The organism is Enemella evansiae (assembly GCF_004362375.1).
GTDB lineage: Bacteria > Actinomycetota > Actinomycetes > Propionibacteriales > Propionibacteriaceae > Enemella > Enemella evansiae.
This window is the reverse complement of record NZ_SNXA01000008.1, coordinates 1,063,349-1,089,667: the sequence shown is the minus strand read 5'-3', so window position 1 is coordinate 1,089,667 and position 26,319 is coordinate 1,063,349. Positions and strand designations below refer to the sequence as shown.

The following is a 26,319-nucleotide window of genomic DNA, read 5'->3' as shown; positions in this document are numbered from 1 at the left end:
GTACGTACCTACATTGGGGGAGCGGTGATTACGACCATGACCGCCGGCGAGTTCAATCGAGACGTGAGCGCGGCCAAGCGGAAGGCCGCTGACGGTCCGGTGGTGATCACCGATCGCGGCGAGCCCGCATTCGTACTGCTCTCGATCGAGGAGTACCGCCGGCTGGGCGAGTGGGGCGCGAATCTGGTGGAACGGTTGAGCATGGATAACGACCTGGACGTCGAGTTCGATCCGGTCGACCTGCGGTTGCGGGTGCCTGAGGTGTGACGTACCTGCTGGGCGCCACTGTCCTCAGCGAATTCCGCAGCGATCGATCCCTGGGCGGCGACCACCGACGGTTGAGCCTCGGCGACATCCGTCTCAGCGCAGGATCCGCCGCTCGCGGGCGACCCGGACCGCCTGGGTGCGGTTGTCCACCCCGAGCTTGTCGAAGATGTGCACCAGGTGGGTCTTCACGGTCGCCTCGGAGATGAACAGTTCGCGGGCGACCTCACGGTTGCTCTGCCCGGTGGCGATCGCGGTGAGGATCTCCAGCTCACGGGCGGTCAGCGTGAGGTCCGGTGCCGTGGCTCGGGCGGCGAGCCGGCGTTCCAGTTCGGGTGCCAGGGCGCGTTCGCCGCGCGCAGCGGCCCAGGCGGCCGCGACGATGTCGTTGGCAGCGGCGTCCTTGAGCAGATATCCGGAGGCACCCGCATCGAGCGCGGCGGCCAGGTCGGCATCCGAGTCGTAGGTGGTGAGCACCAGGACCGCCGGATGCGGCTCGTGTGCGGTGATCCGGCCGATCGTGGTCACCCCGTCCAGCACCGGCATCTGCAGATCCATCAGCACCACGTCCACCGGTAGCGGCGCCGGGCCGAAGAGCAGGTCGAGGGCCTGCTGGCCATCGCCGGCCTCGCCGACGACGAGCACCTCCGCCAGTTCGGGTACGCCGCTGCGGGCACCCGGGTCGGTGCAGACCGCCCGCAGTCCCCGGCGTACCACCGGATGATCGTCGACCAGCAGCAACCGCAGCGTGCTCACGATGTCGAACCATGCCCGGTCGGCAGCGGGACCCGGATGCCGATCACGGTGCCGGCACCCGGTGCCGACTCGACCTCGACCCGGCCACCCAGCTGCTCGATCCGGCCCCGCATCCCCGGCAGCCCGAAACTCTCCGGCGAGGCGGCCCGCTCGGGATCGAAACCGATGCCGTCGTCGAAGACGTCCAGGGTCACCTGATCACCGAGGAATCCCAGTGTCAGCACGCAATGCGCGGCCCGGGCATGCTGGCGCACGTTCGCCAGACTGGCCTGCGCGGCGCGCAGCAGACCGGTCGCGATCGGCGTCGGCAACACGGTCGGCCGGCCGGTCACCCGCAGCTCGCAACGCAACTGCGAACTCGCTTGTTCGCGGTCCACCAGCCGGCCGATGGCGGCGACCAGGTCACCCTCGCCCAGATCCGGTGGGGTGAGCTCGCGGACGAAACGGCGGGCCTCACCGAGGTTGTCGCCGGCCACCTGCTCGATCTCGGCGAGCAACCCCGCCGCCCGGTCCCGCCCCTCCGGGGTGCCGGCGGCGAGCTCGGTGCGGGCACTGCGGCCCAGCAGCACCAGCGAGCTGAGGCCCTGGGCGAGGGTGTCGTGGATCTCGCGGGCCAGTCGCTCCTGCTCGCCCAGGCGGCCGGCCTCCCGCTGGCTGCGGGCCAGTTCGGCGCGGGTCGCGCGCAGCTCGGCCAGTGAGGCGGCCCGGGCCGCCGACTCGGCGTACAGGGCCTCGTAGGCGAGCGCGCCGACCACCGAGAACGCCGCCCCGACGATCGGCCCGAGCACCATCGCGACCTGCAACCGGCCGGCGTGCAGCCCCTGGGCGGCGATCACCATGATCGTCATCACCACGATCGCTACCACCGCATGCCAGCGGCGCAACAGGTGCAGGTGCAGGAAGAACAGCGGGAACGCCAGCCAGGCGAACTCTGCGGCGAAGACCATCAGCAGCACCCAGCAGGCGGTCACCCCGGCCAGCCACCAGCGCGCCGCCCGCGGGCTGGTGAACCGGTTCGGCACCGAACCCCAGGCGTACGCCAGGGCGAACAGCACCGCGGTGGCACAGCCGAGCGCGATCTGCCAGCCACCGCGTTCGGTGGCGCCCCCGCTCGGGCCGCCGAGCAACCGGATCACCCCGATCAGCAGCAGGACCGCCACCGCGGCGTGCAGGGCCCAGGTGAGCAGCCGCAGGGTGCCGGTCCGCTGCTCGGTCACGGAGTGTCCAGGAACCGGCGCAGCACCGAGGTGAAGATCTTCGGCTGGTCCGCGTGCACCCAGTGGGCGGCGTTCTTGATGGTGACCAACCGGGTCCGCGGGAAGAGCGTGTGCATCGCCTCGGCGTACTCCGGCCGGACGTATTCGGAGTCCGCGCCGGCGACCCAGAGCACCGGACCGGGCCAGGCCGGTTCGGTCGGCTCGACCCAGTCACCCAGGTCCGCCATCGCCTCCCGGATCAACGCCAGATTGGGCTGCCACCGCCACTGCACCTGACCGTCCTGCTGGTCCCGGCGCAGGTTCTGCAGCAGGAAGGAGCGGACCCCCGCGGTGTCGACGCCGTTCTCACCGAGGTGGGCCTCGGCCTGGTCGCGGTTGCGCAGTCCGGTCAGGTCCAGCGAGCTCATCGCCTGCACATAACGGTGGAAGTCGCGCATCGAGCCGTAGCCGACGGGGGAGATGTCGACCACGCAGAGCCGGTCGACCAGCTCCGGGTGGCGCAGGGTGAGATGCATCGCGATCTTGCCGCCCATGGAATGCCCGACCAGGGCGACCGGCTCACCGTCGCGGCTCGGTTCGGCCTCGATCGCGGCGGCCACCTGATCGGCCATCGTCGGATAGTCCATCGTCTCCGACCAGCCCGAGCGGCCGTGGTTCGGCATGTCCAGCAGCAGGCTGCGGTGCGGCGGCCCGTCGGTGTCGGTGGCCAGCGCGCGGGCGATCGAGGTCCAGTTCTTGCCCTGCCCGAACACCCCGTGGCAGAACACCACCAGCCGTCCCGGGCCGTCGCCGATACGGGTGGCGTGCAGATCCATGATTCTCCTTGGCTGCTTGGGAAAGCGGTCAGCGGCGGCGCTGCCAGCAATGCTTGTGCCAGTGCCGCCGTTCCTCGACGGCCGAGGCGCTGCCGATCGAGGGGGTCCGCGGCCAGGCCACGACGTGCGCGGTGCCCGGGGGGATGATGCCGCCGCACCCGGGACAGGTGTACGCCTTCAGCGCCCGCTCGGCCGGAATCCCGCGCACCAGCCATTCGCCGTCGCCGCGGGTCTCGGCGATCGGATGGTGCCCGGACAGCGGTCGGGCTTCCCGGGTGTGCTTGGAGCGGCGGCGACCGTTCGGCACCGTGAGCTCCGGGTCAGGCCGCCGTCGCGCGACGGAGCTCGTCGATGGCGGCGGCCGGATTCTCCACCTGGGCAAGCTGTTCGAGCAGCAGCGCGGGCCGGTGGCCGGGTTCGGCGGTCTCGTCGAAGGTGCGCCGCTGCACGTCGAGGACGTGCTTCGGGCCGAGGGTGGCGAGCACCTCGAACGGCGGCGGCATCCGGCAGCCCTCGACCATCCCGGTGTCGATGTCGTCGACCGAGGCGTAACCGACCTCGACCATCCGCAGGCAGTTGTTCAGATATTCCGCGACAAGCCGATCGGGCAGCTCGCCGGCGCGGCTGCCGCGCGGCGGCGGCACCGGGCCGGGATCGTCGGCGCCCTCCGCGGCGTACGAATAGAAGCCGCGGCCGGACTTGCGGCCGTGCCAACCGGCGGTGACCAGTTGACGCAGCAGCGACGGGGGAGCGGTGAGCCGGTCCTTGGTCTCGTCATACATCCGCTCCAGCACCGCCAGGGTGACGTCGTTGCCGACCAGATCGGTCAGGGTGAGCGGGCCCATCGGGTAGCCGGCCTGTTCGACCATCGCCTGGTCGAGCTCCTCGCGGGTGCAGAAACCGTTCTCATAGAGCCGGATCGCCGAACCGAGGTAGGGGACCAGAAGCGCGTTCACGATGAACCCGGCGCGGTCACCGCAGACGATCGGCGACTTGCCGAGGCCGCGCAGCAGGTCGGCCATCCGCTGGATGGTCTGGTCGCTGGTGTGCACGGTACGGATCAGTTCGACCAGGGTCTGCACCGGGGCGGGGTTGAAGAAGTGCACGCCGAGCACCCGGCTCGGGTCGGCGACCGCGGCAGCGATCGCGGTGACCGACAGCGAGGAGGTGTTGCTGGCCAGGATCGCGGTCTTCGGGGCGGCCTCGTCGATGGTCTGGAAGATGCTGGTCTTCAGCTCGAGGTTCTCGTTCACCGCCTCGATCACCAGGTCGGCGTCGGTGACCCCGGCCGCGGTGTCGGTGGTGAACTCGATCCGGCCGAGCAGGGCGGCCTGCTCGTCGGCGGTCAGCTTTTCCTTGGCCACCGCGCGATCGGTGGACTTCTGCAGGATGGCCCGGCCGCGCTCCAGCGCCTGGTCGTTGTATTCGATGCCGCGCACGGTCAGCCCGGCGCGAGCGAACACCTCGACGATGCCGGCCCCCATCGTGCCCAGGCCGATCACGGCGACGGTACGGATCTGATCGTTGGTCGGGGTTTCAGTCGTCACCCGCGTGAGTCTATCGACCCGCCACGTTCCCTGAGCGAGGAGCGCAGCGACGAGTCGAAGGGCAGCTGGGCCGCCCTCGCCAGCGCCTCCGCCACCTCGGGAGCATCCGCCTCGGCCAGGGTGCCGGTGGAGACCCGGACGTGGGGTGGGCGATCGGCCGGGGTGAACCGGGAGCCGGAGACCACCGCGATCTGATGGGCGGCGAGGGTGACCACCGCGTACCGCTCGTCCCGCACCGGCACCCACAGTTCGAGCCCGCACCCCTCCTCGACCGGTACGCCCCGGCGGACCAGTTCGGCGTGCAGGGCCCGCCGCCGCCGGTGGTAGGTGTCCCGCGCCCGCGCCACCGAGCGCTGGGTGGCGGGGTCGGTGAGCAGCCAGGCCAGCGCCTCCTGCAGCGGCCGGCTGGTCCAGCCCGACCCGTAGTCACGGAATGCGCGGACCCGCTCGATCGAGTCCCGGTCGCCCTCGACGATCGCGATGCGCAGGTCGGGGCCGTGCGATTTCGAATAGGAGCGGACCAGCAGATGCTGTTGATCCAGCACCGCGCCCAGGCAGTGCACCGGTTCACCCACCAACGGACCGTGACCGTCGTCCTCGATCACCAGCAGCGGATGGTCGGCGATGATGGCCGCGAGTTCGTCGCGGCGACGCTCGCTCATCATCGTGCCGGCCGGGTTGTGCCAGGCCGGCTGCAGCAGCAGAGCGGCCGGGCGCAGCGGCAGCGCTGCGGCCAGTGCGTCGGGTCGGATGCCTTCGGAATCCCTGTCCAGGAAGTGGATCCGGCAACCGACCGCGTCCAGGATGTCCCGGGTGCGTGGGGTGGCGGGGTTGTCCAGCAGCACGTGGTCACCGGGGCGCAGGAAGGTGTGCACGGCCAGCATCAGGCCCTCGTAACCACCGTTGGCGACCATCAGGTCACCCGCGGGATAGGGCCACTCGGCGCGGGCCGCCGCCGCCAGGCGCGGCACGATCGGGATCCGGGTGTAGTGGTTCAGGTCGTCGGAGGCGGGCGCCTCGATCAACGCGGTGTGCAGGTCGGGCAGCAACCCCGGGTCGGGCACCGAGCGGTTCAGCGGGAAGCGGGCCCCCTGGCCCCAGTCACCCTCCTGGCCGTCGTCGCCGTAACGGATCGGTCGGGGGGTCCGGACGTCATCACCGACCACCATCCCGGCCCGTCCGCCACCGGTGAGCATGCCGCGGGCCCGCAGTTGTCGCCAGGCACCGGACACGGTCGAGGGGCTGGTGCCGAGGGCGGCGGCCAGTTCGCGGACCGGGGGCATCCGGGCGCCGGTGGCCAGATCGCCGTGCTTGATCAGCTGGCCGACATCGGCCGCGATCCCCTGCGCGGAGGGGTCGTTGAGTCGCGCGGACAGCCACGGGGTGGGTACCTGAGACACAGACGTAATGTACAAGAACAAATAAACAATGTACATCACCCGATCTGGAATGTACTTTCGTTCGAACGCGAAAAGGGGTGACGAGGGTGCACACGGTCAGGCTGGCGCTGCGGGACTGGGACTGGCTCACGCCCCTGCTGCTGCACGAGGTGCCGACCCCGGCCCTGGACGCCCTCGAGGCACGGTTGGTCATCGACCGGGTGGGCACGCTGATCGATCCCTGGCAGGACGGGCCGGGCCCGTACGCCGGTTTCGAGATCTCGCTCGCACGGCTGAACCGTGCCGTGCTCACCGGTGACCATCGGGTGGTGGCGCTGCCGCATCCGCTGATGCAGTCGTTCCGGCAGCGCTGCTTGATCGTCGCCCGGGACAGCCCGTTCCAGACCCCGCAGGATCTGCGCGGCGGGCGGATCGGGGTGACCGGCTGGATCGACTCCGGCAACACCTGGACCCGCGCCGTGCTGGCCGATGCCGGCGTACCGATCTCCGCGGCCCGCTGGGTCGCCGGCCGGCTCACCGCCGCGCACCCCGAACAGGATCGCCTCGACGGGCACGGCCGACCCGGTTGGATCGAGGCGGCACCCGCCGGTTCCTGGATGACCGCGCTGCTCAGTGCGGGGGAACTGGATGCGGTCTGCACGCCGTTCATGCCGCCGGGCTTCTTCGCTCCGGACGCGCCCTGGCGGCCCCTGTACGCCGATGTCCGCGCCGCCGAGTTGGACTACGCCGACCGGTGGGGGTTGGTGCCGGTGCACCATCTGTTGGGGTTCGCCGCGGATGGATTCGATCCCGACCTGGCGGCGGCGGTCTCCCGGGCCCTGGCCGAGAGCCGCCGGATCTGGCGGGAGCGACGGCGCCGCTATGCCGAGACCTCGATGTGGTTGGCTGCCGATCTGCTCACCGAGGCGGAGCGGTTGCCGCCCGACTGGGACGCCCCGGAGTTCGGCGCGCAACGGGCCGGGATCGCCGAGTTCACCCGGCAGCAGCGCGATCAGGGGATCACCGACCGTGTCGCCGACCCGGAGGAACTGTTCGCCACCGCCATCGACCATCGACTCCTGGAGGGGACATCGTGAAGATAGCCGTCGGTCAGCTGCAGGTGCAGCGCGACCCGGAGCAGAACCTGGCCACCATCGCCGACTGGGCCGCCCGGGCCGCCGCCGCGGATGCGCGGTTGCTGGTGCTGCCCGAGGGGATCATCGCCCGCGACCCGGCGGACAACGGATACACCGCGGAGATGGCCCAGGACGCGGAAGGTCCGTTCGTTGAGGGACTGCGCCGGATCAGCGCCCAGGCAGGGATCGCGCTCGCCGGCACCGTGCACCTGCGCGAACCCGACGGGCGGGTGCGGAACGTCTTCCTGCTGCTGGATCGCGGCACCACGCTCGGCTCGTACCAGAAGCTGCATCCCTACGATGCCTTCGGTGACAGGGAATCCGAGCGGGTGGCACCCGGCGACCGGCTGCCCGAGGTGGTCGAGCTCGACGGCGTACGCCTGGCACCGATCATCTGCTATGACCTGCGGTTCCCCGATCTGTCGGTGGCCCTGGCGCTGGCCGGGGCGGAGGTGCTGCTCTGCCCGGCCGCATGGGTGCGCGGACCGCTGAAGGAGCACCACTGGGAGACCCTGGTCACCGCCCGAGCCCTGGACAGCACCTGCTGGGTGATCGGCGCCGGTGAGGCCAGTGCCCGGAACATCGGCAACTCGCTGGTGGTCGATCCGCTCGGTGTCCGGGTCGCCGGCGCCGGAGCCGAACCCACCCTGTTCATCACCGAGATCGACACCGAGCGGGTCGCCGAGGCCCGCCGCCGACTGCCGGTGCTGGCCAACCGCCGCCTGCCCGCACCCGGCCAACCAGAGCCCAGCCCCGAGCCGACGCGCCGCTGACCAACACATCGCCGGAGGAGTCACCATGTCCCGCACACCCAGCAATTCCGCCGTTTCGACCCGCACTGGTTGGCGCCGCGCCGCGGTCGGCGCCGGCGTACTCGCCCTGCTCCTGGCCGGATGCTCGGCCCAGGATCCGGATGCCCGGCCCGCCGCCTCGGCCCAACCGGGTGCGCAGGCGCAGACCCAGCAACGCAACGAGGACCTGCGCAACCGATTGCCCGCCTCCATCCGGGACGCGGGGACGATCACCGCGGTGAACTCCGGTTCGTTCCCGCCGTATGAGATCATCCAGACCGGAGCCGAACCCACCGGGGCGAGCGCCGATCTGATGAAGGCGGTCGGGGAGTTGTGGGGGGTGAAGGTCGAGCACCAGACCGTCGACGGGCTCTCCTCGATCCTCACCGGGCTGTCCGCGGACCGCTACCAGCTCGCCTTCGGCCCGATCGGGGATTTCAAGTCCCGGCAGGCACAGAACGACTTCATCGACTATGTGCAGGAGTTCGTCGTCTTCGCCGTGCTGAGCGGCAATCCGAAGCAGATCACCGGACTGGACACCACCTGCGGCACCAAGATCGCCGTCCAGGCCGGCGGCTCGGCCGAGAAGGTGATCAAGGACCAGGCCACCAAGTGTGAACAGCAGGGAAAACCGCTGGAAGTCCAGTCCTACAAGGATCAGCCGCAATCGATCCTGGCCGTGCAGTCCGGCCGGGCCGACGCCTTCTTCTCGTCGCAGGCCCCGCTGACGTACTTCGTGAAGGAGGCCGGCGGCAAGCTCGAGCTCGCCGGTACCGGCCAGGCGAATGGATTCGACAAGCTCTACCAGGGTGCAGTGGTGAAGAAGGGGTCCGAGCTCGGGCCGGTGCTTCAGGATTCCCTGCAGGTGCTCTACGACAACGGCACCTACGAGACGATCATGAAGAAGTGGGGCCTGGAGGGCAACATGATCGACAAGCCGGGCAAGAATCTGGCGGTCAGCTGAGCCATGGCTTCCTCCACCGCTCCGCCCACGGCCCCGGACCCGGTCGGGATCGACGTCGCCGCGGCGCACCAGCCGATCCACTGGGGGCAGTGGCTGGGCCGCGCCGTCGCCCTGCTGCTGGCCGCGATGCTGGCGCATTTCCTGATCACCAACGATCGCCTCGAATGGAACGTGGTGTTCGCCTGGTTCCGGGCGCCGTCGATCACCAAGGCGCTCGGGGTGACCCTCGGGCTGGCCGCCGTGTCGATGGTGCTCGGTTCGCTGCTCGGCGTGGTGCTCGCGGTGATGCGGATGTCGCACAACCGATTGTTGTCGGGGATCGCCGGTGCCTATATCTGGTTCTTCCGGGGTACGCCGCTGCTGGTGCAGCTGATCTTCTGGTACAACCTGGCCGCGCTGCAGCCGACCTTGGGCATCGGTGTCCCGTTCGGCGGGCCGATGCTGATCGAGTGGAGCACCAACACCGTGATCACCCCGCTCACCGCGGCGATCCTCGGGCTGGCGCTCAACGAGGCGGCCTACATGGCCGAGATCGTCCGCGGCGGGCTGCTCTCGGTCGACCATGGGCAGCGGGAGGCCGCTGCGGCGTACGGAATGACGCCGCTGCGCGCGCTGCGCCGGGTCGTGCTGCCGCAGGCGATGCGCTCGATCGTACCGGCCACGGGCAATCAGCTGATCAGCATGGTGAAGGCGACCTCGCAGGTGTCGGTGATCGCGATGAGCGATCTGCTCTACACCGTGCAGTCGGTCTACAACCGCACCTTCCAGACGATCCCGCTGCTGGTGGTCGCGGTGCTGTGGTATCTGATCGTCACCTCGGTGCTGAACGTGGTGCAGTCCTTCATCGAATACCACTACGCGCGCGGATCGGCCGGGCAGCAGCGGACGCTGGCCGCGATCGTGATGGAGCGCTTCGCCGGGCGGCGCCGACCGGTGGCCGCCCCGGTGGCCGAGACCGAAGTGGGGGACCAGCGATGAGTGTGCCGGAGACGAAAGAGTCGGCGGTCGTGGTGGCCCACGATGTGCACAAGTCCTTCGGGCCGCTGGAGGTGCTGCGCGGGATCGACCTGACGGTGCGCCGCGGTGAGGTGATCGTGATCCTCGGTCCCTCCGGGTCGGGGAAGTCCACCTTCCTGCGCTGCATCAATCGGTTGGAGGAGATGGATTCCGGGTCGATCACCGTCAACGGCACCCAGATCGGCTACCAGCGGCACGGTGATCGCCTGGTCCGGGTCTCCTCGAAGGTCGAGGCCCGGCAGCGCACCAGCATCGGCATGGTGTTCCAGCAGTTCAACCTCTTCCCGCACATGACGGTGCTGGAGAATCTGATCGAGGCCCCGGTCGGGATCCATGGGGTACGCCGGGCCGAGGCCGTCCAGCGGGCCGGCAAGCTGCTCGACCTGGTCGGCCTGGGCGGCCGCGAGAAGTCCTATCCCAAACAGCTTTCCGGCGGCCAGCAGCAGCGGGTCGCGATCGCGCGTGCGCTGGCCATCCAGCCGCAGTTGCTGCTCTTCGACGAACCGACCTCGGCGCTCGACCCCGAGCTGGTCGGTGAGGTGCTGGGCACGATGCGTCAACTGGCCGCCGAGGGATACACGATGATCGTGGTCACCCACGAGATCAACTTCGCCGCCCAGGCCGCCGACCGGGTGATCTTCATGGACGAGGGTCGGGTCCTGGAGGAGGGCTCCCCGGACCAGGTGCTGCGCGATCCGCAGCACGAGCGGACCCGAGAGTTCCTGGCCCGCTTCCTCTGACCCCGTTCACGTTCATCGAGTAGGTCGCGCAGCGACCGTGTCAAGATGAACCGGTCAATGATCCTCGTCCCCGATGGGGTGCTGCCGAAGGCGATGCCGCAGGTGGCGTCGGGGTCGCCGGTTCGGGTCCAGTGCCTGTGGTGGTAGGAACTCCGGCAGGCGGTCTTCGGGGTTGAGTCTCACTTCCCAGCGGTTCTTGTTGTGCAGTTGGGTATGCGAGGGTTCGACAAGAGCGTGGTGGTGAGGGCAGAGCAGGACGCCGTTGTCGAGGGAGGTCGATCCGCCCCACCAGAACGGTCTGATGTGGTGGGCATCGCAACGCCGGGCGGGTTGGTCGCAGCCGGGGAAGACGCAGCCAGCGTCGCGGGCCACGAGGGCGGCACGAAGCTCGCCGTCGAAGAACCGGTGGAGCTGACCCACATCCAAGGGGATGCCGAGGCCACCCAGGACCATCGGGATGATCTCGGCATCACAGGCGAGCAGCCGGAGCTGTTGGGCCGACATCGGTCCGGCGGTGGTTTCGGTGCAGCCGATGCCGCGGCGGAGGGTGTCGAGGTCGACGGTCACGTTCACCCGAGCGCGATCGGAGCCACGGGCAGCGGAGTGGTTCGCGTCGGCGTACGCCTGGGCGAGTTCCATCAGTGCGTCGGCGCGGCGCATCGCCCGCGACGGGCGGCCGCCGCACAGCCCGCAGGAGGGGCCGGGACAGAACGATCCGCACGGTGGCGGTTCGTCGGTCTGGTTCTTCTCCACCACAGAGTCGAGCAGGGCGGTGAGCTTTTCGCCTTCGGCGGTGGATCGCGGTCGCCTGCCGCGGTGAGATGGCGGCGTCGGCCAACGCCTGCCAGACGATCGGTGCGCGCACCGTGCGGATCGCCTCGCGCAGTACGCCGGCGGCCTGGTTCGACGCGTAGCCATGGCGTTCCCGCAGCCAGGTCGTGGTGCGGACTCCGTGGACGTGCTGGGCGGCTTCGCGGGTCTCGATGCTGGCCAGGGTGCGGGTGGTCAGGGCATGGGTGCGGGCGGTGAGCTGTTCGTTGAGTTCGCCGAGTTCGAGTAGTTGTTCGTCGGTGAAGAGTTCGTCGGTCTGGGCGAGGGCAGAACGCAGCAACTCGTTGACCGTGGTGACGGTCTCGAGGAGGGTGGCTGCGCTGCCGTTCATGCCTTCTATTCAAGAGGAGGGGTCTGACAGTTTTCGGCCGGATTCCCTGCCCACGAAGAAGATTTTGAAATCTGTGGACAACTTTTCGGGGAAGTGGCTTCGTCTCCTCGTTCCTCGTCGCTCCGCCGACGTACGGGTTCATCTCGACACGCCAGCCATTGCTCCGCTTCGCTCCGCATGGCTGGCTACTCGATGAACGTGGGGGCATCTCGACACGGTCGCTGCGCGACCTACTCGATGAGCGTGGGGTCAACCGCCCTGGCGCATCCGGACCGCGACCTGGGCGCGGGTGTGCACGTCGAACTTGTGCAGGATCTTCTCCACGTGGCCGTCGACGGTGCGGGTGGAGATGGTCAGCCGGGCGCCGATCTCCTTGTTGGACAGGCCGTCGGCGACCAGTTCGGCGATCTGCGCCTCGCGGCGGGTGAGGCCGGCGGGGTGGCCGTTGGCGGGCGGGGTGAGCGCACCGAGCTCGGCCAGCGCGCCGGCGACCGCGGCGCGGTGATCGGTGGCGTGCGAGGTGCCCCAGGCCAGCGCCTCACGATGGGCGTCGGCGGACAACCCCTTCCGGGTCCGCGAGCGCGCCTGCTGATCGTCGGTCGCCAGCGCCGGCCCGAAGGCGGCCACCTCGGTACCGAGGGTGTGCCAGGTGCGGTCGGCCAGCCCGTGCAACCGGGCTGCGCGGCGCGGATCCCCGGAGGCGACCGCGATCTGGGCGGCCAGGGTGATCAGGTGCGCGATGCTGATCCCATCGAGATTGTCGGCCTGGATGCCCAGCGCGGCGAGCACCGCCTCCCGGGCCCCGGTGAGGTCACCCTGCTTGGTCAGCGCCAACCCGCGTACCCACCAGGCGTACGCCTGGAACCAGGTCTCACCGTGCTCCCGGCTCAGCGCGATCAATCGCTCGCAGGTCGCCAGCGCCGCACCGGGGGAGTCGCCATAGACCTCCGACAGCGCTCGCTGGAACAGTGCGGTGCCCAGGGCGGCCAGATCCCCACTGGTGGTGAAGATCCGATCCGCCTCCCGGTAGTGCGCCACCGCGCCGACCGCGTCCCCGGTGAACAGATCCAGCAGCCCGCCCCAGTTGTGCACCTGGCCGCGCAACCCGTCGTCGTCGAGCTCCTCGGCCAGCTCGGCGGCCTCGCGCAACAGGCCCGCGGTCTCGTCGTGGTGGCCGGAGATCAGCGTCACCCAGGCCATCACCCAGAGCACCTCCGCACGCGGCCGCCCGGTCACCTCCGCCGAATCCAGCACCCGCGCCAACCGGTGCCAGCCGGCGGTCAGGAAGCGCCCGGACACCCAGTGGAAGCGGAGCAGTGACGCCAGTTCGGCACCGGGCACGGCTTCCCCGGGTACGCCGAGGCTCCACTCGAGCGCGAGCACCGCGTCGGCGTGCCAGGCGCGCAGCAGGGCCAGCGAGCGCTGCTGGTCCGGGCCCACCCAGTCGCGCAGCATCGCCCGGGTCCGGGTGAGCAGCAGGTCGCGATGCCGGCGCCGCAGCTCGGCGGTCTCCCCGGCCGCCTCGGCCAGTTCCCCACCGTAGTCGCGGATCGTGACCAGCTGCCGATAACGGGTACCCAGGCCGCCGTGTTCGGCGATCACGATCGACTTCGCGACCAGCGAATCGAGCAGATCGAGCACGTCCTCGGGCCGCAGTTCGCCGAAACCGGCCACCGCCTCCGCGGCCGCCAGATCGCAGCCGGCGGCGAAGACCGACATCCGCGCCCAGAGCAGCTGCTCGGCCGGGGTGCACAGTTCATAGGACCAGTCGACCAGGCCGCGCAGCGTCTGGTGCCGGGGGAGTACGCCCCGGCCGGTGCCGCGGAGCAACGAATAGCGCGAGTCCAGGCGTTCCAGCACCTCACCGGGGGACAGGCTGCGCAGGCGTACCGCGGCCAGTTCCAGCGCCAACGGCATCCCGTCCAACCGGCGTACCAGCTCACCCACCTCGGCCCGGTTGTCCTCGGTCAACGTCACCGGACCGCCGGCCTGCTCGGCCCGCTCCAGCAACAGCACCACCGACTCGGCGGCGGCCACCTCGGCCAGCTCCGCCTCCGGATCGGGCAGCTGCAGCGGGGGTACGCCGAGCACGTGCTCACCGGGCAGGCCGAGCGGCTCCCGGGAGGTGGTCAGCACCCGTACGCCCGGGCAGGCGGTCAGGATCGTCAGCACCAGCTCGGCCGCCGCACTCAGCAGGTGCTCGCAGTTGTCCAGCACCAGCAGCAGCTCGCGGTCGGACAGGAAGCGGGTGAGCTGCTCGGTCGCGGTCCGGCTGGCCAGATCGGTGATCTCCAGCGCCGAGGCGGCCCGCCAGGCGACACCGTCACCCTCGGTGACCACATCGAGGGCCACCACCACATGGCCGTCGGCGAACTCCTCACCGAGGCGGCCGGCGAGCTCCAGCGCCAACCGGGTCTTGCCGATCCCGCCGGGCCCGGTCAGCGAGACCAGGCGGTGCTCGCGGATCAGTTGCTCGGCCTGGGGCACGGTGCTGCGGCGGCCGATGAAGCGGGTCATCGGCGCGGCCAGCTGTCCACCATGACTGGGTTCCACCGCACCTCCCGCAAACGGCCGCACCGCCGTGGTGTGGCCGAGGTGGGGCCCATGGTAGATGAACGGAGTCATCTCGACACGCCAGCCATTGCTCCGCTGGCGCTCCGCATGGCTGGCTACTCGATGAGCGTGTGGGTCGCCGGCCATTGCTCCGCTGGCGCTCCGCATGGCTGGCTACTCGATGAGCGTGTGGGAGGGTCGGGCAAAGACGGGTAGTTCTACGGGTAGTGGGCGCCGGACCCCGCGGCCTAGCGTTCTTGGCACATGATCCGACGAACTCGAGGAGGAGTTCGGTGACCTTCTTCATGGAGCGACTGGCCGAGGTGCTGGGCACCAGGCCGAGCGATGACGAGATCCCCGCCCCGCAGCTGCGGCCGAGCCGGCCCGGTGCGCGTGGTGACGGGGTGGACAAGCAGGTGATCCTGCGGTCGCTGGCCGAGCAGTACGTCAGCGAGGCGAATGCGGTGATCGAGGACCCGGCCGATCACCTCGAGCTGCGCGACGAGGTCGGCGGCAACGAGCTGGCCTTCGTGGTCAGCTGCCGCGACCACCTGGCCCGGGTGAGCACGCTGATCGAGGCCGACACCGCCTATGGCCAGATCATCTCGGCGGATCTGCCGGGCGCCGAGGCGTACGAACTCGAAGGCCCGGAGGCCCTGCCGGATCTGATCATCCGACTCTGCCTGGTCGCCGGCCTGCAGAACAAGCGAACGACGCAGTTGAGCTGACAAGAGGAGACGGCCCGATGCAATACGAGTTGAAGACCCAGATCATCGAACCCGATCGGCAGACCTTCGATCACATCGCCAAGCGCTTCGGTGACAAGCCCGCCACCCGCTACCAGGAGGGCACCTACGACCTGCAGCCGGTGGAGAACTTCCACTACCGCCCGACCTGGGCTCCGGACAAGGAGCTCTACGACGCCGACTACAGCAACTTCAAGCTCGCCGATCCCTACTCCTACGCAGATCCGCGGCAGTACTACTACACCCCATACGTGACCAATCGCTCCGCGATGCATGAGGGGTTCGGCAAGTCGCTGGACTACGTCAGCGACAAGGATCTGCTGGGCCGCGCCCCCCAGGAGTGGCAGCGGCTGATCGCCGAGGTGATCATCCCGCTGCGGCATCTCGAGTCGGGTGCCCAGATGCTCTACTCCGGTGCCTGCCGGTTCGCCTATGGCACCACGATCTCCCAGTGCTGCGGGTACGCCGGTTTCGACCGGATCGGCAACGCCCAGTTGCTCAGCCGGATCGGGATCGCGCTCGGTGAGCAGACCGCGTCGGTGCTGAAGAGCGCCAAGCAGGGTTGGGTCTCCGACCCCGCCTGGCAGGGTCTGCGGAAGATGATCGAGGAACTGCTGGTCGTCGAGGACTGGGCGGTCGCGGTGATCGGGCTGGACCTGATCGACAAGCTGCTCGACGCGATGATCTATCGCAACCTCGACGAGGAGGCGATCATGGGCGGCGCCGGGGCGTACTCGCTGCTCGCCCAGCACATCGGCACCTGGTACGCCGACCAGCGCAAGTGGCTGGATGCGCTCTACCGGACCTGGCTGGCCGATGAGCAGTACGGCGAACAGAACCGCGCCCACTTCACCGAGGCGGTCGACACCTGGTTCCCGCAGGCGGTGGCCGCGGTCACCCTGCTCGCCGAGAAGGCCGACGGCATCGTCGACGCCAACTGCGTCGAGGCGGTCCGCGCCGCCGCCGACCAGATCGCCGCCGAATACCGGGAGCTCGGGCTGGAGATCCAGCAGAGCCCGCAATCGCTGCAGGGACAGGAGAACTGAGATGGTCGTGGATGCGAGTGAGCGGATCGTCAGTGTCGATCTGCAGGAGACCGAGGACAACCGGGCCCTGATCGATGCGATCGAGGCCGACAACGAACAGAGCGTCGCCCAGCACTTCCCGGGCCTGGTGAAGCTGCAGGCACCCGGCCGGTTGGAGATCAACCGGGAGAGCGTGGAGAGCCGGCTGGGCCGGCCCTGGGAGACGCACGAGTTCCAGATGGCCGTCGTGTCGCTGGCCGGGAACATCAGCGAATGGGACGAAGACCGGATCGTCGTGTCCTGGGGACACGCGGTGGCCGACGACGAGGACGAGGAGTACTGAGCATGACCGACATCAAGGAAACCCCGAAGGCCCAGCGACCGCCCAAGAAGCTGTCGATGAAGCAACGCTACTCGGCGCTGACCCGCGACCTCGACTGGGAGCCCAGCTACGTCTCGGAGGAGGAGCTCTTCCCGCACACCCGTTACGAGGGCATCAAGATCCATGACTGGTCCAAGTGGGACGACCCGTTCCGGCTGACCGTGGACGCCTACTACCGCTACCAGGCCGAGAAGGACAAGCGGCTCTACTCGGTGCTCGACGGCTTCGCCCAGGCCCAGGGGCACCTGACGCTCTCCGAGGCCAGCTACCTGAACGCGATGAAGGTCTTCCTCGGTGGGGTGACGCCGCTGGAATACCAGGCGCATCGGCATTTCGCCTACCTGGCAAGGCATTACAACGGCCCCGGCCCGCGATTCGCCGCACTCTGCCAGTCGACCGACGAGATGCGGCACGCGCAGACCGAGATCCACACGCTGTCGAACTACAACAAGTACTACTCGGGCTTCCACAACTTCGCCCAGCAGCACGACCGGGTCTGGTACCTGTCGGTGCCGAAGTCCTATTTCGACGACGCGCTGTCCGCGGGGCCGTTCGAGTTCCTGATCGCGATCGGGTTCTCCTTCGAATACCTGCTGACCAACCTGCTGTTCGTGCCGTTCATGTCGGCCGCCTCCTTCAACGGTGACCTGCCGACGATGACCTTCGGCTTCTCCGCCCAGTCGGACGAATCCCGGCACATGACCCTCGGTCTGGAGGCGATCAAATTCCTGCTGGAGCAGGACGAGGACAACGTGCCGATCGTCCAGGAGTGGGTGGACAAGTGGTTCTGGCGCGGCTACCGGGTGACCGCGATCATCGCGCAGATGCTGGACTACATGCTGCCGCGTCCGGTGATGAGCTGGAAGGAGGCCTTCGAGCTCTACTTCGAGCAGCAGATGCTCGGCGGGCTGTTCCCGGATCTGGAGTACTACGGCATCCGGCCGCCGAAGCACGTGGACCAGGCGATCTGGGAGAAGGACCACCTGAGCCACGTCACCTACAACGTGCTCTACCAGTTCTCCTTCGCCGCCAACTTCACCACCAGCACACCGAGTGCCGAGCACAGCAGGTGGCTCGCGGAGGCGTACCCCGACACCTACGAGGAGCACTACAAGCCGCGCTGGGACAAGCTCGAGAAGATGGCCGCCGACGGCAACCGATTCTTCTTCCCCGGGCTGCCGCAGCTCTGCCAGGTCTGCCAGATCCCGATGGCGTTCCCCGAGCACGGCGACCCGACCAAGATCTGCCAGCGCAGCAGCGACTACAACGGGGAGCACTTCAACTTCTGCTCCGACGGTTGCCAGTGGATCTTCGACCGGGAGCCGGAGAAGTTCGTGCAGGCCTGGTTGCCGGTGCACCAGATCTTCCAGGGCAACTGCGGCGGGCCGACCGTCCCGGATGTCCTGCAGTGGTACGGAATCCAAGACGGTGACAACGGCGAGTACGAAGGCTCGCTGGACCAGCGCCACTGGCGGCAGTGGCACGCACAGCAGAAGGAGTCCTGAGATGGCCATCAAGTCCCTGGCGCCGTATGAGTTCGAATCCCGCTCGGCGCAGAAGCTCTACGGCGACGACATGCTCGTGCACGTGTTGCGGCGCGACTCGATGCTCTTCTGCTCCGCGGTCGCGGTCCGGGTGCCCCAGACGATGACCTGGAAGGAATTCGTGGACAGCCAGGTGCTGCCCTGGTGCACCTCCGATCCGGACTTCGACGCCGAGGGCCCGTTCCGCTGGCAGCTCGTCGAGGAGGACTTCACCCCCAGCGACGACAAGACGCTGGCCGAACTGGGCATCCGGCACAAGAACACCGTCTCGATCGACATCGCGCCGGTCGGAAACACGAAGGGCTGAGAACGATGACCGGGACCCACACCATCACGGTGGAGCCGCTCGGTCGCGAGGTGCAGTGCCGGGAGGACCAGACGATCCTGGACGCCTGCCTGCGGGCGGGGGTGTGGCTGCCACACTCCTGCACGCAGGGCACCTGCGCGACCTGCAAGGTGGAGCTGCTCGACGGCGACGTGGACCACGGCGAGGCCTCCGGGTTCGCGCTGATGGACTTCGAACGCGAGGAGGGCAAGACGCTGACCTGCTGCGCCCGGCCGGAGACCGATGTCACCCTGGAGGCCGACATCGACGTGGACGAGGAGCTCGAGGTCTTCCCCGTGGAGGACTTCGCCGGCACCATCGTCGAACTCGCCGACATCTCCGCCGATGTGAAGCGGCTGCGGATCGAGTTGGACCGCGACCTCGGTTTCAATGCGGGCCAGTACCTGCGGGTCGAGGTGCCCGGCACCGACGGAATCGACCGCACCTGGTCGATGGCCAACCCACCCACCGAGAGCCGGATCGTGGAGTTCCAGGTACGCCTGGTGCCCGGCGGGTTGGCCACCGAGGGTTGGCTGTGGAAGAACGCCGCGGTCGGCGATCAGGTGAAGCTCTCCGGGCCCTATGGCCGGTTCGTGCTGCGCACCTGGGAGGAGGACAAGCCGATCGTGATGCTCGCCGGCGGCACCGGGCTGGCGCCGCTGGCGTCGATGGTCCGGCACGCGCTGGAGAACGAGGCGTACGAGGGGGAGATCGTGCTCTACGCCGGTGCCGCGACCCGGGACCACCTCTACGACGTCGAGGTCTTCCGCGAGCTCGCCGAGGAGTACGCCGACCAGTTCACCTTCCATGCCTGCGTCGCCGATGGGGGCGGGGCCGAGGGTGAGGAGGGCGACGGTTACCGGGTCGGTTTCGTGAACCAGGTGATGGAGGCGGACTTCGAGAACCTCAAGGGTTACCAGGGCTACATGTGCGGGTCGCCGGGGATGGTGGAGGCCTGCCTGAAGTCGATGATGGGCAAGCGATTGTTCCCGCGCGACATCTTCCATGAGGACTTCTTCAACGAGGGCGACAAGGCGTCGGGGGTGGGGTCGCCGCTGATCAAACGGTGAGCCACCTATCGTTGGGGTATGGAGTTCCCACTGTTCCCGCTGGGCACGCTGCAGGTGCCGGGGGCGGTGCTGCGGCTGCAGATCTTCGAACCGCGCTATCTGGAACTGCTCTCCGACCTGTCCGAGTTGTCCCCCGAGCAGCGGGAGTTCGGCGTGGTACCGATCCGGCAGGGCCACGAGGTCGGTCCGGAGAATCTGCAGTCGATCGCCGAGGCCGGGTGCGCGGTCCGGATCCTGAGCGCGCAGCCGGCGGGGGAGCGGATGCTGGTCACCGCGGCAGGCAGTTGGCGGTTCAGCATCGACCGGCTGCTTGAGGACCCCGACAAGCCCTATCTGACCGCCGAGGTGACCCGGATCCGGGACCGGGAGGTCAGCCCGGAGGAGCTGGTCGCGCCGGCGGAGCGGTTGCGTCAGGCGATGCAGGCGTACGCCGCGGCGCTCGGCGCGGACGATCTCGAGCTGCCCGAAGCACCCGACGAGCTGGCCTGGTTGATCGCCCGCGACGGGCCGTTCCCGTTGAGCACCGGGGTGGAGCTGCTCGCCGACCCCGACCCGGTGCACCGGCTGCGGGTCCTCACCAAGGCCCTGCAGCGGGAGACCGCCCTGGTCACCCACACCCACAGCGTCCCGTTCCGGATGGACCGCAGCTGAGCGGTAGGGTGTCCCGGTGCGTCTGCTGATTGCCCGTTGCCAGGTCGACTACGCCGGCCGACTGACCGCCCATCTGCCGCCCGCGAAGCGGTTGATCCTGGTCAAGGCGGACGGCTCGGTCTCCATCCATGCCGACGACCGGGCGTACAAGCCGTTGAACTGGATGAGCCCGCCGTGCACGCTCAAGGTCCGCGAACCGGAGGCCGACGAGGCCGCGGTGACCGCCGACCTGGATGACCAGGTCAGCGAGGTCTGGGAGGTGACCGGCCGCGATGGTGACACCCTGCAGATCTCGATCTTCGAGGTGCTGCACGATTCCAGCCATGAGCTCGGTGTCGATCCGGGCCTACAGAAGGACGGCGTGGAGGCCCACCTGCAGGAGCTGCTGGCCGAGCAGCCGGCGACCTTCGGCGAGGGCTGGACGCTGGTCCGGCGCGAGTATCCGACCGCGATCGGCCCGGTCGATCTGATGTACCGCGACCCCGACGGGGCGCACATCGCGGTCGAGGTGAAACGCCGCGGCGAGATCGACGGCGTCGAGCAGTTGACCCGCTATCTGGAGCTGCTGAATCGCGATCCGCTGCTCGGTGAGGTACGCGGGATCTTCGCGGCCCAGCAGATCAAACCGCAGGCCAAGGTGCTGGCGACCGATCGCGGGATCTCCTGTGTCACCGTCGATTACGACGCCCTGCGCGGGATGGACAACGCCGAGGACCGGTTGTTCTGAGCCCGCGCGTCAGGCGCTCATCTCGACACGCCCAGCGCTGCCTTGCTTCGCTGCGGCACCGCTGGGCTACTCGATGAACGTAGCCCTCAGCTGCGGTCGAGGCGGGGGATCAGCACCTCGCGGTAGAGCAGCAGCAGGGCGGCCGCGGTCGGGATCGCGATCAGCGCGCCGACGATGCCGAACAGCGCGCCACCGGCCAGCGCCACCACGATCACCACCGGGCCCGGCACGTCGACCGAGCGGCGCATCACCCGCGGCTGGATGATGTAGGCCTCCAACTGCTGGTAGAGCAGGTAGTAGGCCACGGTGATCAGTGCCTGGATCGGGCCGAGCACCGAGAGCGCGACCAGGGCGACCAGCACCATCGAGATGTTGGTACCGATCAGCGGGATGAAAGCGAACAGTGCCGTCATCACCGCCAGCGCCAGGGCGTACTTCCCCAGGCCGATGATGTTCATGAAGATGAACGAGCAGGTGCCCGAGCAGAGCACCACCACGAACATGCCGCTCAGGTAGCCACCGATCCGGCGGAACATCTCATCGGCCAGATAGCGCACCCGCGGCCGCCGGGAGGCCGGCGCGAGCCGATAGATGGTGTCCTTGATCGAGGGCAGCGAGGCCAGGAAGTAGAGCGTCAGCACCAGGGTCACCACGATCGAGAAGACCGCGTTGGCGACCACCCGGCCGGCGCCCAGCAACCCCCCGAGCACGTTGTTGACCAGGTTCTCCCCGGACAGGAAGGTGGTGATCTTGTCAATGATCCCGAAACGCTCGTCGAGCTCGCTGATCTGATGGTTCTCCCGCAACCCCTGCAGCAGACTCGGTGCGTTGGTGGCCAGGGTGGTCACCTGCTCGGTGAACACCGGCAGCACCGCCGAACCGATCAGCACCAGCACCCCGAGGCTGAGCACGGCGACCACCAGCACGCCGATCCCACGGCGCAGGCCCTGCCGGTTCAGCAGTTCGACCAGCGGGTTCAGACCGAGCGCCAGATAGAGCGAGACCACCACCAGCACCAGCAGCGTCTGGACCTCGCCCAGCATCATCATCAGGGCGTACGCCACCACCGCGCCGAGGGTGCCGAAGAAGCCGATCGCGAAGGGCGACATCCGGGCCAGGCTGAAGCCGCGATCTGAGTCGTCGCCGGTCGGGACCGGAGGCGGCTCGGTGACCTCCTCGGCCGATCCCCGTGGTCCCTCGACGGTCGCCATCGCGCCCCGCTTCAGTCGGCGCAGCAGGCGGCCGGTGCGGCGTCCGTTCCGCTCCGGTTCGGATTCCGAGGGCTCGGGGTGGGCTGGGGTCTCGGTCATCGACGCGGTTGCCCGCCCTCACCCGTACGCCCCTGCGGACCCTGCTGGGGCTGCCGGTTCGTACCCGGCTGCTTCTGCCCCGTCCGCTGCTGGGTCGGCGGTGCGGACTGGGCCGATCGGGGGGCGGACTGGGCCGATCGGGGGGCGGACTGGGCCGACCGCGCGGACGGCGCGGACTGACCGGACGCACCGGACTGCCCCGACTGACCCGACTGACCCGACTGACCACCCGGACGCGGCGGGATCGGCTGCTGGGGTTGGGAATCCCGCGGCGTCTGCTGCTGGGGCCGGGCGTCGTCGAGGAACTGTTGCTGCTCGTTGGCGGTCTGGTCCGCCAGCGAGGACAGGCTGTTCAGCTGGGCCAGGATCGACTCCTTGCGCTGCAACAGCCGCTCGTTCTCGCGGTTCAGCTCATCGGCGCGCCAGGCGGCCTTCTGCTCGGTCTGCTGCATCAGCTCGGTGGCCTTCTGATGGGACGCGGCCAGATGCGCGTCACCCTCGCGGGCGGCCTGGATGCGGACCCGCTCCGCCTCGGCCAGTGACTCGGTGCGGACCCGGGTGGCGTGCTCGATCTCCGAGCTCAGCAACCGCTGCGCCTCCTCATGCGCCCGGGTGCTGTCGGCGAGCAGCTGCTGGGTGCGCTGGGTCGCCTCCTCGTGCTCGCTGGCCAACCGGGCGAGCAGCTGCTCACGCTCGGCGGCCGAGCTGGCGCGCACCTGTGCGGCCTCCGCCTCGGCGGTCTGGCGGATCGAGGCCGCCTCCCGGCGCGCCGCCTCGAGCATCGCACCGGACTTGCGCTGCGCCTCGCGGACCACGGCCTCGGCATGCTGCTGCGCGGAGACGACCAGCTGCTCGCCCTCGGCGCGGGCCATGCTGACCTGCTCGCCGACCTGACGCTCCAGGTTGGCGCGGAGCTGGCGCAGCTCGCCGATCGAGGTCATCCGGATGTCCTCGGCCTCGCGCTCGCTCAGCGCGCGGGCCTGCTGACCCTCCCGGCGCGCCTCCTCCTTGATCCGCGCGGCCTCGCCATGGGCCTTGTCGACCAGCTCCTTGGCCTGCACCTGGGCGATCCGCAGCATCTCGGTGGCATGCCCGCCGAGGTGGGTGTAGTCGGCGTCCTCCGGCCGCGGCGCGGGGCGATTGGTCAGCTCGCGGAGCTGTGTCTGCAACTGGGCGACCTGATCGCGGAGCTTGCTGCGCTGGCCCTCGAGATTGAGCACGTATTCATCGACGGCCTCGCGGTGATAACCGCGGCGGGCCGAGGGAAAGTGGCCGGCGGCGCTCGCGGTGTTGTCGAAAAGGCTCAGCCCCGATTCGTCACTCATGGTTCCTCCTCCGTACCCTGTCGGCCCCGGAAGCATTCACGCCCGCGGTGTGCGCCGGCGCTGGCTCGACGCGGAAACCCTACCCGGATCGGGCCGCGAATCAGGGTTGCCGTGCCGGTTCGACGAGTTCCAGCAACACCCCACCGGTGTCCTTGGGATGGACGAAGTTGATCCGCGACCCCGCGGTACCCCGCCGGGGTGCGTCATAGAGCAGCCGCAGCCCCCGTTCGCGGAGCACGGCGCCCACCCGGTCGACGTCCTCGACCCGGTACGCGAGCTGCTGGATTCCGGCACCCGAGCGGTCCAGGAACTTCGCGATCGCCGAGCTCTCGCTGATCGGCGCCAGCAGCTGCAGCTGGGCGCTCTCCGGCTGCTGCGCACCAGTGCCCAGCATCGCCTCCTCGACACCCTGCTCCTCGTTCCGCTCCCGGTGCAGCAACCGCCAGCCGAGGGTCTCGGTGTGGAAGCGGATCGCCTCATCCAGGTCGGGCACCGCCAGCCCGACGTGATCGATGCACACGAAGAGGTCGCTGATGTTCTGCATGGGCCCAACACTGGCACGTCGCGACCGGGTACGCAGCGCTAGGGTGGGCTGGCAACGATCGTTTCGCAGGCGCGGGCACTGCTGCCCGGGAGGAGGCAATCTGATGGGTTCGGTGATCGTCGGTGGTGCGCGTACGCCGATGGGCAAGTTGCTCGGTGAGCTGAAGTCGCTCAGCGGCGTCGACCTCGGTGCGGTGGCGATCTCCGGTGCCCTGGAGCGCGCCGGCGTGGCCCCCGATCAGGTGGAGTACGTGATCATGGGCCAGGTGCTGCAGGCCGGCGCCGGCCAGATGCCCGCGCGGCAGGCCGCGGTGAAGGCCGGCATCCCGATGTCCACCCCGGCGGTGAACATCAACAAGGTGTGCCTGTCGGGACTGAATGCGATCGCAATGGCCGACCAGCTGATCCGCGCCGGTGAAGCCGACATCGTGGTCGCCGGTGGCATGGAGTCGATGACCAATGCCCCGCATCTGCTGCCGAAGTCCCGGGAGGGCGTGAAATACGGCGATGCGACGCTGCAGGACTCGATGTCCCACGACGGGCTCTGGGACGCGCTCACCGACCAGTCGATGGGTGCGCTGACCGAAGAGGTCAACAAGGACAAGCAGCCGCACTTCACCCGGGCCGAGATGGATGCCTTCGGCGCCCGCTCGCACCAGCGGGCCGCGGCGGCGAAGGACAAGCTCGCCGAGGAGATCGTCGAGGTGCGCATCCCGCAGCGCCGCGGCGACGACATCGTGGTGACCGCCGACGAGGGCATCCGCGGCGACACCACCGCCGAGGGACTGGGCAAGCTCCGCCCGGCCTTCGCCAAGGACGGCGAGATCACCGCCGGCTCGTCCTCGCCGATCTCCGACGGTGCCTGCGCGGTCGTGGTGATGAGCAAGGAGAAGGCCGCCGAGCTGGGCGTCGAGGTGCTGGCCGAGATCGGCGCCCACGGCATGGTCGCCGGCCCCGACTCCTCGCTGCAACTGCAGCCCTCGCACGCCATCGTCGCCGCCGCCAAGAAGCAGGGTGTCGACCCGGTGAAGTTCGATCTCTACGAGGTCAACGAGGCGTTCGCCGCGGTCGGACTGGCCTGCGGCCGCGATCTGGGGATGAGCGACACCGAGATCGATGAGAAGGTCAACGTCAACGGCGGTGCGATCGCGCTCGGCCACCCGATCGGGATGTCCGGTGCGCGACTGGTCTACACCCTGGCCAAGGAACTGCAGCGCCGTGGCGGCGGCACCGGCGTGGCCGCGCTCTGCGGTGGCGGCGGCCAGGGCGATGCGCTGATCATCACCGTGCCCGGCGAGAAGTCGAACCCGGCGTGACCGATTCCCGGGTGGCCGAGCTGGTCGAGGCGGCCCGGGCCGGCCGGGTCCGGGCCATCGCCCGGTTGATCAGCCTGGTCGAGAACAACGCCCCGGAACTGCCGGAGGTGCTGCGGCTGCTCGCGCCGCACACCGGGCGTGCACATGTGATCGGCCTGACCGGATCGCCCGGGGTGGGCAAGTCGACCACCACCACGGCCCTCGTCGCGGCGTACCGCGACCAGGGGCTGAAGGTCGGCGTACTCGCCGTCGACCCGTCCTCACCCTTCTCCGGCGGCGCCGTGCTCGGCGACCGGGTGCGGATGCAGAAGCACTCCACCGATTCCGGGGTCTACATCCGCTCGATGGCCTCCCGTGGGCACCTCGGCGGCCTGTCCACCGCCGCCCCGCAGGCGCTGCGCGTCTTCGACCTGGCCGGCTTCGACGTGGTGCTGGTCGAGACCGTCGGCGTGGGGCAGTCCGAGGTCGAGATCGCCGGCACCGCGGACACCACGCTGGTCCTGCTGGCCCCCGGGATGGGGGATGGGATCCAGGCCGCGAAGGCCGGGATCCTGGAGATCGGTGACCTCTTCGTGGTCAACAAGGCCGACCGGGACGGTGCGCAGAACCTGGTCCGGGAGCTGCGCACGATGATCGCGATGGCCGAGCGGACACCCGAGGACTGGAAGCCGCCGATCGTGCGGACCGTGGCCAGCGCGGGGGAGGGCATCGACGAACTGGTCGAGAAGATCGCCGCCCACCGCGCGCACGGTGAGGAGACCGGGCGGCTCGCCGAACGTCGACTGGCCCGCTCCCGGGACGAGATCCAGCAGCTGGCGCTGGCCAGCGTCCGGGCCAGCTTCCTGGCCGGCGGCCGCCGCGGGCTGGACGAGCTGGCGGCCCAGGTGCGCGACGGCAGCCTCGACCCGTACGCCGCAGCGGACCGGTTGCTGGCCGAGGTCGGCGCCGACCAGGTGGAGATCACCAGCTGATGTCGATCGGTCCCGCCCGGCGTGCCCTGACCGGGGGATCGCC

At 69.3% G+C, this 26,319-nt stretch carries 28 protein-coding genes; 17 read left to right on the top strand and 11 right to left on the bottom strand.

The window, feature by feature from the left end; translation table 11 throughout:
- Positions 1-36 precede the first annotated feature (36 nt).
- Positions 37-267, top strand: coding sequence for a type II toxin-antitoxin system Phd/YefM family antitoxin (locus tag C8D81_RS05775; RefSeq protein ID WP_208109123.1), 231 nt, complete (start codon positions 37-39; stop codon positions 265-267).
- A gap of 93 nt (positions 268-360) precedes the next feature.
- Here C8D81_RS05775 and C8D81_RS05770 read toward each other — a convergent pair whose 3' ends face one another.
- Genes C8D81_RS05770 through C8D81_RS05745 form a run of 6 tightly spaced genes read right to left on the bottom strand, consistent with a single transcriptional unit; the run spans position 361 to position 5,999 of the window.
- A complete protein-coding gene (locus tag C8D81_RS05770) occupies positions 361-1,020 on the bottom strand; it encodes a response regulator transcription factor (RefSeq protein WP_094428527.1) in 660 nt (219 codons plus the stop codon).
- Positions 1,017-2,237 (bottom strand): sensor histidine kinase, encoded by a 1,221-nt coding sequence (locus tag C8D81_RS05765; protein WP_094355372.1) that lies wholly within the window; start codon positions 2,235-2,237, stop codon positions 1,017-1,019. The genes C8D81_RS05770 and C8D81_RS05765 overlap by 4 nt, the downstream gene beginning before the upstream one ends.
- The gene (locus tag C8D81_RS05760) at positions 2,234-3,052 is read right to left on the bottom strand and encodes an alpha/beta fold hydrolase (RefSeq protein WP_094428525.1); all 819 of its coding nucleotides are present in this window, start codon (positions 3,050-3,052) and stop codon (positions 2,234-2,236) included. The genes C8D81_RS05765 and C8D81_RS05760 overlap by 4 nt, the downstream gene beginning before the upstream one ends.
- Positions 3,053-3,080: 28 nt before the next feature.
- Entirely contained in the window at positions 3,081-3,359 is a 279-nt protein-coding gene (locus C8D81_RS21510; RefSeq protein WP_094428523.1) for a hypothetical protein, read from the bottom strand.
- A 13-nt stretch (positions 3,360-3,372) separates the two neighbouring features.
- Positions 3,373-4,599, bottom strand: a complete 1,227-nt coding sequence (locus tag C8D81_RS05750; RefSeq protein WP_208109122.1) for a 3-hydroxyacyl-CoA dehydrogenase — start codon at positions 4,597-4,599, stop codon at positions 3,373-3,375.
- On the bottom strand, positions 4,596-5,999 hold the full coding sequence (locus C8D81_RS05745; protein ID WP_166646687.1) for an aminotransferase-like domain-containing protein: 1,404 nt from the start codon (positions 5,997-5,999) through the stop codon (positions 4,596-4,598). Before C8D81_RS05745 ends, C8D81_RS05750 begins: the two co-directional genes overlap by 4 nt.
- A gap of 86 nt (positions 6,000-6,085) precedes the next feature.
- Here C8D81_RS05745 and C8D81_RS05740 point away from each other — a divergent pair, with 86 nt between their 5' ends.
- The 5 genes from C8D81_RS05740 to C8D81_RS05720 are packed head-to-tail and all read left to right on the top strand — an operon-like array spanning position 6,086 to position 10,626.
- On the top strand, positions 6,086-7,075 hold the full coding sequence (locus tag C8D81_RS05740; RefSeq protein ID WP_133625694.1) for a substrate-binding domain-containing protein: 990 nt from the start codon (positions 6,086-6,088) through the stop codon (positions 7,073-7,075).
- A complete protein-coding gene (locus C8D81_RS05735; protein ID WP_208109121.1) occupies positions 7,072-7,887 on the top strand; it encodes a nitrilase-related carbon-nitrogen hydrolase in 816 nt (271 codons plus the stop codon). The genes C8D81_RS05740 and C8D81_RS05735 overlap by 4 nt, the downstream gene beginning before the upstream one ends.
- 25 nt (positions 7,888-7,912) lie before the next feature.
- Complete coding sequence (locus tag C8D81_RS05730; RefSeq protein WP_133625693.1) at positions 7,913-8,869, top strand: ABC transporter substrate-binding protein; 957 nt, start codon at positions 7,913-7,915, stop codon at positions 8,867-8,869.
- Between the two features lie 3 nt (positions 8,870-8,872).
- Entirely contained in the window at positions 8,873-9,847 is a 975-nt protein-coding gene (locus tag C8D81_RS05725) for an amino acid ABC transporter permease (RefSeq protein WP_133625692.1), read from the top strand.
- Positions 9,844-10,626, top strand: coding sequence for an amino acid ABC transporter ATP-binding protein (locus C8D81_RS05720; protein WP_133625691.1), 783 nt, complete (start codon positions 9,844-9,846; stop codon positions 10,624-10,626). The genes C8D81_RS05725 and C8D81_RS05720 overlap by 4 nt, the downstream gene beginning before the upstream one ends.
- 54 nt (positions 10,627-10,680) lie before the next feature.
- On the opposite strand, the gene C8D81_RS05715 is transcribed toward C8D81_RS05720, so the two are convergent.
- Complete coding sequence (locus C8D81_RS05715) at positions 10,681-11,286, bottom strand: HNH endonuclease signature motif containing protein (RefSeq protein ID WP_267873114.1); 606 nt, start codon at positions 11,284-11,286, stop codon at positions 10,681-10,683.
- A gap of 256 nt (positions 11,287-11,542) precedes the next feature.
- Here C8D81_RS05715 and C8D81_RS20845 point away from each other — a divergent pair, with 256 nt between their 5' ends.
- Positions 11,543-11,686: a hypothetical protein gene (locus tag C8D81_RS20845; protein ID WP_166646685.1), complete on the top strand. Its 144-nt coding sequence runs from the start codon at positions 11,543-11,545 to the stop codon at positions 11,684-11,686.
- A 351-nt stretch (positions 11,687-12,037) separates the two neighbouring features.
- Here the strand turns inward: C8D81_RS20845 and C8D81_RS05710 are convergent, their stop codons facing one another.
- On the bottom strand, positions 12,038-14,341 hold the full coding sequence (locus tag C8D81_RS05710) for an ATP-binding protein (protein WP_133625689.1): 2,304 nt from the start codon (positions 14,339-14,341) through the stop codon (positions 12,038-12,040).
- Between the two features lie 293 nt (positions 14,342-14,634).
- Here C8D81_RS05710 and C8D81_RS05705 point away from each other — a divergent pair, with 293 nt between their 5' ends.
- From C8D81_RS05705 to nucS, 8 genes are read left to right on the top strand one after another with little or no spacing between them, the layout of a single operon-like run.
- Positions 14,635-15,069 (top strand): hypothetical protein, encoded by a 435-nt coding sequence (locus C8D81_RS05705; protein WP_094428511.1) that lies wholly within the window; start codon positions 14,635-14,637, stop codon positions 15,067-15,069.
- Between the two features lie 17 nt (positions 15,070-15,086).
- On the top strand, positions 15,087-16,133 hold the full coding sequence (locus C8D81_RS05700) for a ferritin family protein (RefSeq protein WP_094355361.1): 1,047 nt from the start codon (positions 15,087-15,089) through the stop codon (positions 16,131-16,133).
- Position 16,134: 1 nt separating this feature from the next.
- Positions 16,135-16,455 carry an MmoB/DmpM family protein gene (locus tag C8D81_RS05695; RefSeq protein ID WP_094355360.1) on the top strand — a complete coding sequence of 107 codons (321 nt, stop codon included), beginning with the start codon at positions 16,135-16,137 and terminating at the stop codon, positions 16,453-16,455.
- 2 nt (positions 16,456-16,457) lie between these two features.
- Entirely contained in the window at positions 16,458-17,999 is a 1,542-nt protein-coding gene (locus tag C8D81_RS05690) for a YHS domain-containing protein (protein ID WP_133625688.1), read from the top strand.
- Position 18,000: 1 nt separating this feature from the next.
- Positions 18,001-18,345 carry a phenol hydroxylase subunit P4 gene (locus C8D81_RS05685; RefSeq protein WP_166646684.1) on the top strand — a complete coding sequence of 115 codons (345 nt, stop codon included), beginning with the start codon at positions 18,001-18,003 and terminating at the stop codon, positions 18,343-18,345.
- A 5-nt stretch (positions 18,346-18,350) separates the two neighbouring features.
- Positions 18,351-19,433, top strand: a complete 1,083-nt coding sequence (locus tag C8D81_RS05680) for an NADH:ubiquinone reductase (Na(+)-transporting) subunit F (protein WP_133625686.1) — start codon at positions 18,351-18,353, stop codon at positions 19,431-19,433.
- A gap of 18 nt (positions 19,434-19,451) precedes the next feature.
- Positions 19,452-20,084 carry an LON peptidase substrate-binding domain-containing protein gene (locus C8D81_RS05675; protein ID WP_133625685.1) on the top strand — a complete coding sequence of 211 codons (633 nt, stop codon included), beginning with the start codon at positions 19,452-19,454 and terminating at the stop codon, positions 20,082-20,084.
- Between the two features lie 16 nt (positions 20,085-20,100).
- The gene (gene nucS / locus C8D81_RS05670) at positions 20,101-20,811 is read left to right on the top strand and encodes an endonuclease NucS (protein WP_094355355.1); all 711 of its coding nucleotides are present in this window, start codon (positions 20,101-20,103) and stop codon (positions 20,809-20,811) included.
- A gap of 86 nt (positions 20,812-20,897) precedes the next feature.
- Here nucS and C8D81_RS05665 read toward each other — a convergent pair whose 3' ends face one another.
- The 3 genes from C8D81_RS05665 to mce all read right to left on the bottom strand — a co-directional run bounded on the left by C8D81_RS05665 (position 20,898) and on the right by mce (position 23,990).
- Positions 20,898-22,121 carry an AI-2E family transporter gene (locus C8D81_RS05665; protein WP_133625684.1) on the bottom strand — a complete coding sequence of 408 codons (1,224 nt, stop codon included), beginning with the start codon at positions 22,119-22,121 and terminating at the stop codon, positions 20,898-20,900.
- Positions 22,118-23,446, bottom strand: coding sequence for a coiled-coil domain-containing protein (locus C8D81_RS05660; protein ID WP_094431812.1), 1,329 nt, complete (start codon positions 23,444-23,446; stop codon positions 22,118-22,120). Before C8D81_RS05660 ends, C8D81_RS05665 begins: the two co-directional genes overlap by 4 nt.
- A gap of 100 nt (positions 23,447-23,546) precedes the next feature.
- Positions 23,547-23,990, bottom strand: a complete 444-nt coding sequence (gene mce / locus C8D81_RS05655) for a methylmalonyl-CoA epimerase (protein ID WP_094431810.1) — start codon at positions 23,988-23,990, stop codon at positions 23,547-23,549.
- Positions 23,991-24,093: 103 nt separating this feature from the next.
- Between mce and C8D81_RS05650 the strand changes: the two genes are divergently transcribed.
- Together C8D81_RS05650 and meaB are read left to right on the top strand one after the other, a co-directional pair.
- Positions 24,094-25,305 carry an acetyl-CoA C-acetyltransferase gene (locus tag C8D81_RS05650; RefSeq protein WP_172421918.1) on the top strand — a complete coding sequence of 404 codons (1,212 nt, stop codon included), beginning with the start codon at positions 24,094-24,096 and terminating at the stop codon, positions 25,303-25,305.
- Positions 25,302-26,276, top strand: coding sequence for a methylmalonyl Co-A mutase-associated GTPase MeaB (gene meaB, locus C8D81_RS05645; RefSeq protein ID WP_094355351.1), 975 nt, complete (start codon positions 25,302-25,304; stop codon positions 26,274-26,276). Before C8D81_RS05650 ends, meaB begins: the two co-directional genes overlap by 4 nt.
- Positions 26,277-26,319: the final 43 nt, after the last annotated feature.

Excerpts from the sequence above, each read along its gene's own strand:
- C8D81_RS05760 (WP_094428525.1), bottom strand. The coding sequence starts at position 3,052 with ATGGATCTGCACGCCACCCGTATCGGCGACGGCCCGGGACGGCTGGTG.
- C8D81_RS05730 (WP_133625693.1), top strand. The coding sequence starts at position 7,913 with ATGTCCCGCACACCCAGCAATTCCGCCGTTTCGACCCGCACTGGTTGG.
- C8D81_RS05715 (WP_267873114.1), bottom strand. The coding sequence starts at position 11,286 with ATGCGCCGCGCCGACGCACTGATGGAACTCGCCCAGGCGTACGCCGAC.
- C8D81_RS20845 (WP_166646685.1), top strand. The coding sequence starts at position 11,543 with ATGGCGTTCCCGCAGCCAGGTCGTGGTGCGGACTCCGTGGACGTGCTG.
- C8D81_RS05660 (WP_094431812.1), bottom strand. The coding sequence starts at position 23,446 with ATGAGTGACGAATCGGGGCTGAGCCTTTTCGACAACACCGCGAGCGCC.
- C8D81_RS05690 (WP_133625688.1), top strand. The coding sequence starts at position 16,458 with ATGACCGACATCAAGGAAACCCCGAAGGCCCAGCGACCGCCCAAGAAG.
- C8D81_RS05720 (WP_133625691.1), top strand. The coding sequence starts at position 9,844 with ATGAGTGTGCCGGAGACGAAAGAGTCGGCGGTCGTGGTGGCCCACGAT.
- C8D81_RS05725 (WP_133625692.1), top strand. The coding sequence starts at position 8,873 with ATGGCTTCCTCCACCGCTCCGCCCACGGCCCCGGACCCGGTCGGGATC.
- C8D81_RS05695 (WP_094355360.1), top strand. The coding sequence starts at position 16,135 with ATGGTCGTGGATGCGAGTGAGCGGATCGTCAGTGTCGATCTGCAGGAG.
- C8D81_RS05700 (WP_094355361.1), top strand. The coding sequence starts at position 15,087 with ATGCAATACGAGTTGAAGACCCAGATCATCGAACCCGATCGGCAGACC.
- C8D81_RS05685 (WP_166646684.1), top strand. The coding sequence starts at position 18,001 with ATGGCCATCAAGTCCCTGGCGCCGTATGAGTTCGAATCCCGCTCGGCG.
- C8D81_RS05775 (WP_208109123.1), top strand. The coding sequence starts at position 37 with ATGACCGCCGGCGAGTTCAATCGAGACGTGAGCGCGGCCAAGCGGAAG.
- mce (WP_094431810.1), bottom strand. The coding sequence starts at position 23,990 with ATGCAGAACATCAGCGACCTCTTCGTGTGCATCGATCACGTCGGGCTG.
- C8D81_RS05675 (WP_133625685.1), top strand. The coding sequence starts at position 19,452 with ATGGAGTTCCCACTGTTCCCGCTGGGCACGCTGCAGGTGCCGGGGGCG.
- C8D81_RS05680 (WP_133625686.1), top strand. The coding sequence starts at position 18,351 with ATGACCGGGACCCACACCATCACGGTGGAGCCGCTCGGTCGCGAGGTG.
- C8D81_RS05650 (WP_172421918.1), top strand. The coding sequence starts at position 24,094 with ATGGGTTCGGTGATCGTCGGTGGTGCGCGTACGCCGATGGGCAAGTTG.
- C8D81_RS05665 (WP_133625684.1), bottom strand. The coding sequence starts at position 22,121 with ATGACCGAGACCCCAGCCCACCCCGAGCCCTCGGAATCCGAACCGGAG.